At 72.1% G+C, this 10,189-nt stretch carries 12 protein-coding genes; 10 read left to right on the forward strand and 2 right to left on the reverse strand.

Features of this window, described 5'->3' with window-relative positions; all coding sequences use genetic code 11:
* Nucleotides 1-53: 53 nt before the first annotated feature.
* The 10 genes from ACWD5Q_RS22425 to ACWD5Q_RS22470 all read left to right on the forward strand — a co-directional run bounded on the left by ACWD5Q_RS22425 (nucleotide 54) and on the right by ACWD5Q_RS22470 (nucleotide 9,067).
* Complete coding sequence (locus tag ACWD5Q_RS22425) at nucleotides 54-809, forward strand: GntR family transcriptional regulator (RefSeq protein ID WP_451428798.1); 756 nt, start codon at nucleotides 54-56, stop codon at nucleotides 807-809.
* A 175-nt stretch (nucleotides 810-984) separates the two neighbouring features.
* The gene (locus ACWD5Q_RS22430; RefSeq protein WP_451428799.1) at nucleotides 985-2,106 is read left to right on the forward strand and encodes a TIGR03364 family FAD-dependent oxidoreductase; all 1,122 of its coding nucleotides are present in this window, start codon (nucleotides 985-987) and stop codon (nucleotides 2,104-2,106) included.
* Between the two features lie 20 nt (nucleotides 2,107-2,126).
* Nucleotides 2,127-2,843, forward strand: a complete 717-nt coding sequence (locus tag ACWD5Q_RS22435; RefSeq protein WP_451428800.1) for a phosphonatase-like hydrolase — start codon at nucleotides 2,127-2,129, stop codon at nucleotides 2,841-2,843.
* Nucleotides 2,840-3,889, forward strand: a complete 1,050-nt coding sequence (locus ACWD5Q_RS22440) for an ABC transporter ATP-binding protein (RefSeq protein WP_451428801.1) — start codon at nucleotides 2,840-2,842, stop codon at nucleotides 3,887-3,889. The genes ACWD5Q_RS22435 and ACWD5Q_RS22440 overlap by 4 nt, the downstream gene beginning before the upstream one ends.
* The gene (locus ACWD5Q_RS22445) at nucleotides 3,882-4,700 is read left to right on the forward strand and encodes a 2-aminoethylphosphonate ABC transporter permease subunit (protein WP_451428802.1); all 819 of its coding nucleotides are present in this window, start codon (nucleotides 3,882-3,884) and stop codon (nucleotides 4,698-4,700) included. Before ACWD5Q_RS22440 ends, ACWD5Q_RS22445 begins: the two co-directional genes overlap by 8 nt.
* Complete coding sequence (locus ACWD5Q_RS22450; protein ID WP_451428803.1) at nucleotides 4,687-5,484, forward strand: ABC transporter permease; 798 nt, start codon at nucleotides 4,687-4,689, stop codon at nucleotides 5,482-5,484. Before ACWD5Q_RS22445 ends, ACWD5Q_RS22450 begins: the two co-directional genes overlap by 14 nt.
* Before the next feature lie 55 nt (nucleotides 5,485-5,539).
* Nucleotides 5,540-6,625, forward strand: coding sequence for a 2-aminoethylphosphonate ABC transporter substrate-binding protein (locus tag ACWD5Q_RS22455; protein ID WP_451428804.1), 1,086 nt, complete (start codon nucleotides 5,540-5,542; stop codon nucleotides 6,623-6,625).
* 283 nt (nucleotides 6,626-6,908) lie between these two features.
* The gene (locus ACWD5Q_RS22460; RefSeq protein ID WP_451428805.1) at nucleotides 6,909-7,688 is read left to right on the forward strand and encodes an HAD-IIA family hydrolase; all 780 of its coding nucleotides are present in this window, start codon (nucleotides 6,909-6,911) and stop codon (nucleotides 7,686-7,688) included.
* A gap of 101 nt (nucleotides 7,689-7,789) precedes the next feature.
* On the forward strand, nucleotides 7,790-8,398 hold the full coding sequence (locus tag ACWD5Q_RS22465; RefSeq protein ID WP_451428806.1) for a hypothetical protein: 609 nt from the start codon (nucleotides 7,790-7,792) through the stop codon (nucleotides 8,396-8,398).
* A 45-nt stretch (nucleotides 8,399-8,443) separates the two neighbouring features.
* Nucleotides 8,444-9,067: a class F sortase gene (locus ACWD5Q_RS22470; protein WP_451428813.1), complete on the forward strand. Its 624-nt coding sequence runs from the start codon at nucleotides 8,444-8,446 to the stop codon at nucleotides 9,065-9,067.
* Nucleotides 9,068-9,121: 54 nt separating this feature from the next.
* On the opposite strand, the gene ACWD5Q_RS22475 is transcribed toward ACWD5Q_RS22470, so the two are convergent.
* Nucleotides 9,122-9,679: a MarR family winged helix-turn-helix transcriptional regulator gene (locus ACWD5Q_RS22475; RefSeq protein ID WP_451428807.1), complete on the reverse strand. Its 558-nt coding sequence runs from the start codon at nucleotides 9,677-9,679 to the stop codon at nucleotides 9,122-9,124.
* A 213-nt stretch (nucleotides 9,680-9,892) separates the two neighbouring features.
* Nucleotides 9,893-10,189 (reverse strand): isochorismatase family protein (locus ACWD5Q_RS22480; RefSeq protein ID WP_451428808.1); only part of this gene is annotated, 297 nt, incomplete at its 5' end.

The raw sequence follows: 10,189 nt of genomic DNA on the forward strand, positions 1-10,189 counted from the left end.
GCCGTCCGCTGCCCGCCCCCGGGGCCGTAAGGCCGGTCTGCGACGATCATGCCGTGGACTACCCGAACGACCAGGACCCCGGCGCCCCCGTCCGCTCCGGCATTCCCGAGCACGGCCGCGTTCCCAAGTACTACGCGGTGAAGGCGCAAATCGCCGCGCTCGTGGCGGAGTTGGGCGAGGGCGGGCTGCTGCCCACCGAACGCGACCTCGCCGAGCGGTACGACGTGGCCCGCGAGACCGTACGGCAGGCACTGCGCGACCTGCTCCTGGAGGGCAGGCTGCGGCGGCAGGGGCGGGGCACCGTGGTCGCCGGGCCGAAACTGGAGCAGCCGCTGTCCCTGGCCAGCTACACCGAGGGCGTCCGCAGGCAGGGCCGCACCCCGGGCCGGAGGCTCATCACGCTCGACCGCTTCAACTGCAATGAGGTCCTGGCCGCCGAGACCGGCCTCACCCGCGGTGAACCGGTCTGGCACATGGAGCGTCTGCTCCTCGCCGACGACGAGCGGGTGGGGCTGGAGAGCACCTATGTGGCGGTGGCGCGGGTCCCCCGGCTCGACACCGACTTCGACCCCGACTCCTCCTTCTACGGCTTCCTCAACGAGCAGGGCATCGCCTTCGGTGATGCCGACGAGCGCATCGAGACCGTGCTCGCCGCGCCCCGCGAGGCCCTGCTCATCGGTACGCCGCCGGCTCTGCCGATGCTGCTGATCCACCGTGTCTCGCGGGACACGGAGAGCCGGCCGCTGGAGCGGGTGCGGACGCTGTTCCGGGGGGACCGGTTCTCCTTCACGGCCCATCTGGGCGGCTGAAGCAAGCGCCTGGGCGGCTGCCTGAGGCGAGCGGAGCGATCCGGGGCGGCCTCATGGGTCCGCCCCGTTTTCATAACGGAAAGATAACGGGTCTAGCCCAAACTTGAAGGGCGGTTCACCATTCGGTTGCCGAAAGGACCCTTTCGGTTTTCCGACTCCAAGGAGCGTGTCCGTCGTGAGAGTGACAGTCGTAGGAGCCGGCGTGGTGGGCACCATGCACGCCTGGCAAGCGGTGAAACGCGGCCACGAGGTCGTACAGATCGAACGCGAGACCGAGGCCCGCGGCGCATCGTTGCGCAACTTCGGGCTCGTCTGGGTGAGTGGCCGCGCGGGCGGCGAGGAATTGGAGACGGCCCTGCGGGCCAGGGAGCTGTGGGAGGAGATCGGGGCCCAGGTGCCCGCGCTCGGCTTCCGCGCCAACGGCTCGCTGACCCTGCTGCGCACCGACCTCGAGCGTGCCGTCGCCGAGGCCGCCCTGGCCCGTCCGGACGCGGCGGCGCGCGGCTACAAGCTGCTCACCGCGGCCGAGGCGCGCACCGTGAACCCCGCCCTGCGCGGCAGCTTCGAGGGCGCCCTGTACTGCGAGCGCGACGCCGCCGTGGAACCCCGTACCGCCCAGCTCGCCCTGCGCGAGGAGCTGTCGAAGTCCCCGAACTACACCTTCCTGCCGGGCCGCGAGGTCCGCGAGGTCACCGGACCCGGCACGGTCCGCGACGACCAGGGCGAGGTGCACCGCGCGGACGCCGTGGTGCTCTGCACCGGTGCCTGGCTCGGCGGACTGGTGAAGGAGCTGGCCCCCGACCTGCCCGTGCGCCGCGTACGGCTGCAGATGATGCAGACCGACCCGCTCGGCGAGGCCCTCCCCGCCTCGGTCGCCGACGCCGACAGCTTCCGCTACTACCCCGCCTTCGCCGGCGAGGCCCTCGACCGCCTCGGCGCCGGGCAGCCCCAGACGCCGACCGCCGCCGCCCACCGGATGCAGTTGCTGATGGTGCAGCGCGCGGACGGCGGGCTGACCATCGGCGACACCCATGAGTACGAGCACCCGTTCGCCTTCGACACGATCGAGGACCCGTACGAGCACCTGACGGAGGTCGTCGAGGGCTTCCTCGGCCGGCCGCTGCCGAAGATCCGCCGCCGCTGGGCGGGGGTGTACGCGCAGTGCACCGACCCCGGGCGGATCGTGCACCGGCAGCAGGTGCGCGAAGGGGTGTGGCTGGTCACCGGGCCCGGCGGGCGCGGCATGACCTGCTCTCCCGCGATCGCCGAGACCACCGCGAACGAACTGGGCTGGTGAACCACCTGATGACCGACCTCATGACTGACCCCATGACCGACCTCACGACCGGCATACGCCTTGTCGTCCTCGACATGGCCGGGACCACCGTCGCCGACGGCGGTCTCGTCGAGCGGGCCTTCGCCGCGGCCGCCGCCGAGCTGGGCGTGCAGCCCGGCTCCGCCGACCACGCCGAGAAGCTCGCCTACGTCCGCGCCACCATGGGCGAGTCCAAGATCTCCGTCTTCCGGCATCTGTTCGGCGAGGAGCACCTCGCCCAGCGCGCCAACGCCGCCTTCGAGAAGGCGTACGGCGAACTGGTCGACGACGGACACGTCACCGAGATCCCCGGAGCCCGCGCGGCCATCGAGGAACTGCGGGCCGACGGCCTGACCGTCGTACTCACCACCGGCTTCGCCCGGGTCACCCAGGACGCGATCCTCGACGCGCTCGGCTGGCGGGACCTGGTCCCTCTCACCCTGAGCCCGGCGGACGCGGGCGGGCGGGGCCGCCCCTACCCGGACATGGTGCTGACGGCCTTCCTGCGCACCGGCGCCGCCGACGACGTACGCCAGGTCGCGGTCGTCGGGGACACCTCGTACGACATGCTCAGCGGGGTGCGCGCCGGAGCCGGCCTGGTCGCCGGAGTGCTCACCGGCGCCCACGACGGCACGGCGCTGCGCCGGGCGGGTGCCACCCGGGTGCTCGGCTCGGTGACCGAACTCCCCGCCCTGCTGAAGGGGGCCGGCCAGCGATGACCGGCATCCGCTTCGAGGGGATCTCGGTCGCCTACGACGGGAACACCGTGCTCGACGCGTTCGACCTCACCGTCGAACCCGGCGAGGTCATGGCGCTGCTCGGCCCCTCCGGCTCCGGGAAGACGACCGCGCTGCGGACCGTCGCCGGATTCGTACGGCCGTCCTCGGGGCGGGTGTTCCTCGGCGGCCAGGACGTCACCGCGCAGCCCCCGTACCGGCGCGGGATCGGGATGGTCGTCCAGAGTTACGCGCTCTTTCCGCACATGCGCGTGGCGGACAACGTGGCGTTCGGCCTCAAGGCGCGCAAGGTGCCCCGGCAGGAGATCCCCGCACGGGTCGCCGAGGCGCTGGAGATGACCGGCATGGGGGAGTACGCGCGCCGGTATCCGCGCGAGCTGTCCGGCGGGCAGCAGCAGCGGGTGGCCATCGCGCGGGCCCTCGCCGTACGCCCCGGCGTGCTCCTCCTCGACGAGCCGCTGTCCGCCCTCGACGCCCGGCTGCGCTCCGGCATGCTGGCCGAACTCGCGCGGCTGCACCGCGAGTTGCCCGACATGACCATGCTGTACGTCACGCACGACCAGGTCGAGGCGCTGACGCTGGCGGACCGGATCGCGGTCATGGACCGGGCGCGGCTGCAGGACGTCGGCACGCCACAGGAGCTGTACCGGTCGCCGCGCACCGAGTTCACGGCGTCCTTCGTGGGCAGCGCGAACCTGCTGCCGGTGACCGTGGGGGCGGCAGGGGTCGTCTTCGGCGGGACCGGACTGGAGGTGGACACACGGGGCGCCGCACGGGGGGCGGCGGCGACCCTGTGCGTCCGTCCGCACCTCGTTGGACTTGGGCCCGGACCCAACCGGCTCACCGGAGTCCTCGGCGAGATCCAGTGGCGGGGGGCCACCCACCGGCTGTACGTGGATGTGGCGGGCCACCGGGTCATGGCCGACGTACGGGAGCTGCGGCGCCCGCCGGCGCCGGGGGAGAAGGTGGAGGTGCACTTCGCACCCGGGGACGCGGTGCTGCTGGCCGCAGGGGTGTCCCGTGACTAGACGCCTGACCTGGGCCCTTCCCCCAGCGGTGCTGCTGGCCGCGGCCTTCCTCTACCCCCTCGCCCTGGTCGTCCGGCAGTCCTTCCAGCCGGACACCGGCGGCACCTCCCTCAAGCCGTACACCGACGTCTTCGCCTCCGGCGCGTTCCGCGAGGCGCTGTGGACCACCGTGTGGCTGGCGCTCGCCGCCACCGCCTGCTGTCTCGTCCTCGGGTTCTTCCTCGCGCTCGTCATCGCCTTCGTGCCCTTCCCGGGGGCGAAGGCGGTGGCCCGGTTCGTCGACGTCTTCCTGTCCTTCCCCTCCTTCCTCATCACGCTCGCCCTGCTCTTCCTCTACGGCAGCGCGGGCATGGCCAACGGGCTGTGGAGCGACGTGACCGGCGCGGCCTCGGGTCCCTTCGCGTTCCTCACCACGCCCTGGGGTGTCCTCCTCGCCGAGGTCACCTACTTCACCCCCTTCGTGATGCGTCCCCTCCTCGCCGCGTTCTCCCAGCTCGACACCGCGCAGACGGAGGTCGCCGCGTCACTGGGCGCGCGGCCCGCGCGGATCGTGCGGCGGGTGATCCTGCCCGAGGCGCTGCCCGCGCTCGCGGCCGGCGGCGGACTCGTCCTCGTCCTCGCCCTCAACGAGTTCGGCATCGTGCTGTTCACCGGCGCCAAGGGTGTGACCACCCTGCCGACACTCGTCTACGGCAAGGCGATCCTGGAGTCCGACTACCCGGGCGCCTGTGTCGTCGCCGTCGTCAACGTCCTCGTGTCCGTGGGCCTGTACGCCCTCTACCGGGTGGTGAGCCGCCGTGCTGGTGCCTAGCCGCAGGGGGAGGTGGGTCCTGTGGGGCCTCTTCCTCGTCCTCTTCCTCCCCCTCTTCGCCCTGCCGCTGCTCGTGATCCTCGCCGCCTCGTTCGCCGGCCACTGGTCCGGTGCGCTCCCGTCCGGCTTCACGACCGCGCACTACACCGCCGCCACCCGCGGGGACTCCCTCCAGGCGCTCACCACCAGCCTGGTCACGGCGGTCACGGCGAGCCTGCTCGCCCTCGCCGTCGGTACCTGGGGCGCGCTCGGCGCGCACGCTCTGCCGAGGCCCGTGCGGCGCGTGCTCGACGCGCTGTTCGTGCTGCCGGTCGCCGTGCCCTCCGTGGTGGTCGGGCTCGCGATCCTCGTCGCCTTCTCGCAGCCGCCCGTGCTGCTCAACGGCACACGCTGGATCGTGATCCTCGCCCACACCGTCCTCGTCACGGCCTTCGCGTACCAGTCGGTCTCCGCGGCGCTGCTCCGTCTCGACCCCTCCTACGAGCAGGCCGCGGCCTCGCTCGGCGCCCGGCCCGCATACGTCCTGTGGCGGGTCCGGCTGCCGCTGCTGCTGCCGTCCCTCACGGCCGCCGCGGGCCTGTGCTTCGCCCTGTCCATGGGGGAGCTGAGCGCCACGATGATGCTCTACCCGCCCGACTGGACCCCGCTGCCCGTCCGGATCTACGCGGCCACCGACCGCGGCTCGCTGTTCACCGGCTCCGCGCTCGCGGTCGTCCTCATGACGGCCACCCTGCTCGTCCTGTTCGCCGTAGCCCGCGTCCGCACCCGGGCCGCGCACCGCTGACCACCCGACCCGCCCCTTCTCCACCGCCCTTTCCACGCAAGGAGCTCATCCCGTCATGCCCGGAACCTCTGCCCTGCCCAGAATCCCCGTCAAGCCGCTCGCCGCCGTCCTCGGCAGCCTCGTCCTGGCCGGCTCGCTCACCGCCTGCGGCGGCGGCTCCGGCTCCTCCGGCGCCGGCGCCAAGACCGTCACCGTCTACAGCGCGGACGGCCTCAAGGGCGAGAACGGGGACGGCTGGTACGACCGCGTCTTCAAGGACTTCGAGAAGCAGACCGGCATCAAGGTCGAGTACGTCGAGGGCGGCTCCGGCGAGATGGTCCAGCGCGCCCTGCGCGAGCGGTCCAACCCGCAGGCCGATGTGCTGGTCACCCTGCCCCCGTTCATCCAGCAGGCGGACAGCAAGGGCCTGCTCACGAAGTACGCGCCCCAGGGCTCCACCGAGGTCGCCGCCGCCGACAAGGCCGCCGACGGCACCTGGACCTCCGTCGTCAACAACTACTTCGGGTTCGTCTACAACAAGAAGGAGCTGAAGAAGGCGCCCACCACCTGGGAGGACCTGCTGGACGCGAAGTACAAGAACAAGCTCCAGTACTCCACCCCGGGTGTCGCCGGCGACGGAACCGCCGTGCTGGTCAAGGCGATGAACGACTTCGGCGGCAAGGACGCGGCGCTCGCGTACCTGAAGAAGCTCCAGGCCAACAACGTCGGCCCGTCCGCCTCCACCGGCAAGCTCGCACCCAAGGTGGACAAGGGCGAACTGCTCGTCGCCAACGGTGACGTCCAGATGAACTTCGCCCAGTCCAAGACCATGCCGAACCTGGGCATCTGGTTCCCGGCCCGGCAGGGCGGCAAGCCGACCACCTTCGCCCTGCCGTACGCCGCCGGGCTCGTCACCAAGGCCCCGCACTCCGAGAACGGCAAGAAGCTGCTGGACTACCTGCTCAGCCGCACCGCGCAGCAGCAGGTCAGCGAGATCGGCGGCGGATTCGCGGCCCGCAAGGACATCGGGGCCACCGACGCCAACGCCACCGCGCTGACCGGGCTCATGGACGGCGTCCAGGTCTTCGAGCCGGACTGGAACGACATCGACAAGAACCTCTCGGCGTACGTCGAGGACTGGAAAACCGCCACGAACAGCTGATCGCCAGTGCCCCGGCAGGCAACGTTCGCCCCGTCGCGACGCCCGGCACGCTCCCCCAAGCTCTTCGAGCAGGGGGTACCCCCACTCGCCGCACCGGCCGAAAGCCCAAGTACGTCCAGTACGAGGGCTTCCGGCCGGCACACCGAGAGCACGCTCCCCCAAGCTCTCGGCTTCGCTCGAGCAGGGGGGACCCCCATGACACCGCTCCTTGACGGGCAAACGCTGCCTGCCGCGGCACTAGGCTGGGACTCACGCAGCACCACGTACCGGCAGGAGATCGCACATGGCAGAGCGCAGGCCCATCGAGTCGTGGCTCACCGACATGGACGGTGTGCTCATCCACGAGGGCGTTCCGATCCCCGGTGCCGATGCCTTCCTCAAAAAGCTGCGTGAGTCCGGCAAGCCCTTCCTGGTGCTCACCAACAACTCCATATACACCCCGCGGGATCTGCACGCCCGGCTGACCCGTATGGGCCTCGAGGTCCCGGTGGAGAACATCTGGACCTCGGCGCTCGCGACCGCCCAGTTCCTGGACGACCAGCGGCCCGGCGGGTCGGCGTACGTCCTCGGCGAGGCCGGGCTGACCACGGCCCTGCACGACATCGGCTACATCCTGACCGACCACGAGCCCGACTACGTCGTCCTCGGCGAGACCCGCACGTACTCCTTCGAGGCCATGACCAGGGCGGTCCGGCTGATCAAGGACGGGGCCCGGTTCATCTGCACCAACCCCGACGAGACCGGCCCGTCCCCCGAGGGCCCGCTGCCCGCCACGGGCGCGGTCGCCGCGCTGATCACCAAGGCGACCGGCAAGAAGCCGTACTTCGCGGGCAAGCCGAACCCGCTGATGATGCGGACCGGGCTCAACACCATCGGGGCGCACTCGGAGACCAGCGCGATGATCGGCGACCGGATGGACACCGACGTACTGGCCGGCATGGAGGCCGGTATGCAGACGTTCCTGGTGCTCACCGGACTGACCACACCGGAGCACATCGACCGGTACCCGTTCCGCCCCTCGCACGTCGTGAACTCCATCGCGGACCTCGTCGACCTCGTCTGACACCTGCCCGCGACACCTCCCCCGTACGGAGTAGCCGGGGGTCCCGTCAGGATGCGCCGTGAAGCGCGGGATGTGAGCCTCCTGGTATCAGGAGGTTCACGATGGGTTCACTACGGATCACTCTGGGTGCGATGGCCGCCGTCGCGGCCGTCCTCGTGCCCACGGCATCCGCGGCGGACGCGCAGGGTGTCTTCCTGACCCCCGCGTCCCCCACGCCCGGCACCGGCGTCCGGCTCGCCGTCCGGGGCTGTGCCGGTCCGACCGGCAGCGCGGCGTCGGACGCGTTCGCCGCCGACGCGCGGCTCGTGAGCAGGGACGGCAGGCTGACCGGCGGCACCCGGGTCCGCGCCACGGCGAGTCCGGGCCTGTACTCCGTCACGGTCGGGTGCGACGGCCGGGAGGTCAAGGGCGTGCTCACCGTCGGCGGACCGAAGCCGGTCACGCCGACCGCGCCGTCCGCCACCCCCCATGCCTCTTCCAGCGGCCCGGTGTCCCCGGCCGCCCGCGTCTCCTCCAGCGCTCCCGCCGCGCCCTCCTCGCCGGTCGCGCCCGTGCACGCGGGCGGCGGCGCCACCGCGCACCTGTCGTCCTCCGACGCCCGCAACGCCGGACCGGGTGTCCTGCAGGCGGTCATCGGCCTCGTCCTCGCGGGCGTCGCCGCCGTCGTGGTCATCGCGCGGAGCATCCGCCGAGGCCGTGGCCGGGAGTGAGCCGTGTCCAGAGACCAACACTTCCGCGGTACCGGCCGTCTGGTGATGGGCGTCGCCTGGGTGGTTCTGCTGCTGGGGCTGTGGATGTGGGGGCGCGGGGTCGGTGAGGTGAACCCGGGGATCTCCGCGCCGACGACCGGGGACATGGCCGCCGCCGGCCGGCCCCCGGACACCGAACTACCGCCCGAGGCAGCGCCGTTGGGGAAGTCCGCGCCGCTGCGCGTCGACATCCCCTCCCTGGGGGTGCGGGCCCCGGTCGTGACGGCCGGCCTGGACGCGCAGGGCGCGATCGAGCCGCCGCCCTTCGGCCGGCCGGGCGTAGTCGGGTGGTACGGAAGCGGTGTGACGCCCGGGGCCGTCGGGACGGCGCTGGTCGTCGGGCACGTCGACACCGACACCGGGCCCGCCGTCTTCTACAAGCTGAGCAGCCTGCGGCAGGGCGCGAAGGTACGGGTGGTGCGCGGTGACGGCCGGGTCGCCGAGTTCACCGTCGAGGACGTCCAGGTACTCGCCCGCGACCGGTTCGACGCCCATGAGGCGTACGGGACACGGCAGCCGGGCCGGGCGGAGCTGCGGCTGATCACCTGCGGCGGTCCCTACGACCGGGCGAGCGGTGCCTATACGGCGAACGTGGTGGTGTCGGCGTATCTGACGGGCGTCGCGCGGTGAGGAGCCCCGGAGGGCGCCCCCGCACGGAGCACGGCAGAGAGCGCGCCGGGCCGGTCAGCCCCGTGGTCCTTGGAAGGCCTCGTCACCGCGCGGACCCTTGTCGGCGTCGCGCAGGTCACGCATGGTCTCGGTGAGTGCGCGGAATCCGTCGCGTCCGAGAGGGGCGAGCACGCGGGCACGGAGGATCCGCGTCGCCGCCTGGGACATCGCCTGTGCGGTGTTCTGGCCCTCGTCGGTCAGTTCGAGGTAGGTGACGCGCCGGTCGTCCTCGCACGACACACGCCGGGCCAGGTCGGCCGCGCACAGCCGGTCGGCGAGCTTGGTGAACCCGCCGCTGGACATGCCGGCCTCGTGCGCCAGGCGGGTCATCGGCATCCGCTGCCCGGGGGCGGTGAGCAGGCGCACCAGTACGTCGGCGGGGCCCCGGCCGAGATCGAAGCGCTCGGCCAGCTCGCTCACGAGGGACTCGTGTGTGGCGCGGAAGCCCTCCGCCACCAGTTTCCACCCGTCGAGCAGTTCATGATCGATGCCGTGGTCGCGGCCCCGGTCATCGCCCCCGGCCGCGGGGGGCGGCGGTGCCGCGCCCTGCGGGGCGGTCGCTTCGTTCTCCATGGCCGTCTCAACGCCTGGGCGGCGCGGATGTTCCCCGGGACTCGGTGCGAAGGTCCCGGTCGTCCGAGCAGGACACGGGTGATCAGCCCGCCCGCTGTGCCCCGGCTGCCCGCCACGGTGCCCGGGGGAGCAGCCACAGGGCCTGGCCGGTGAAAACGTGGACTGGTGCCCGGCCCGGACGGGTCGGTCTCGGGCCGGCACCAGGTCGATGGGTCAGCCGGCGGCGTGGGCGCCGATGACGGACTGGGCGTAGACGACGCCGAGGCCGTAGGCGCCGCCGTGCTCCTTGACTATGTCCATGACGGGCACGTAGGTCTCGGTGCGGGCCCAGTCGCGCTGGAGCTCGAGCAGGACCTGGATCCAGGTCACCGGGACGGCGCCGGCGCTGATCATGCGCTGGATGGCGTGCTCGTGAGCCTGCGGGGTGACGCCGCCGGAGGCGTCGGCGACGACGTAGACCTCGTAGCCCTGGCCGAGGGCGGAGAGCACGGGGAGGACGATGCACACCTC

This window comes from Streptomyces sp. NPDC002513, assembly GCF_053595355.1.

Excerpts from the sequence above, each read along its gene's own strand:
- ACWD5Q_RS22435 (WP_451428800.1), top strand. The coding sequence starts at position 2,127 with ATGACTGACCCCATGACCGACCTCACGACCGGCATACGCCTTGTCGTC.
- ACWD5Q_RS22440 (WP_451428801.1), top strand. The coding sequence starts at position 2,840 with ATGACCGGCATCCGCTTCGAGGGGATCTCGGTCGCCTACGACGGGAAC.
- ACWD5Q_RS22455 (WP_451428804.1), top strand. The coding sequence starts at position 5,540 with ATGCCCGGAACCTCTGCCCTGCCCAGAATCCCCGTCAAGCCGCTCGCC.
- ACWD5Q_RS22460 (WP_451428805.1), top strand. The coding sequence starts at position 6,909 with ATGGCAGAGCGCAGGCCCATCGAGTCGTGGCTCACCGACATGGACGGT.
- ACWD5Q_RS22465 (WP_451428806.1), top strand. The coding sequence starts at position 7,790 with ATGGGTTCACTACGGATCACTCTGGGTGCGATGGCCGCCGTCGCGGCC.
- ACWD5Q_RS22470 (WP_451428813.1), top strand. The coding sequence starts at position 8,444 with ATGGGCGTCGCCTGGGTGGTTCTGCTGCTGGGGCTGTGGATGTGGGGG.
- ACWD5Q_RS22475 (WP_451428807.1), bottom strand. The coding sequence starts at position 9,679 with ATGGAGAACGAAGCGACCGCCCCGCAGGGCGCGGCACCGCCGCCCCCC.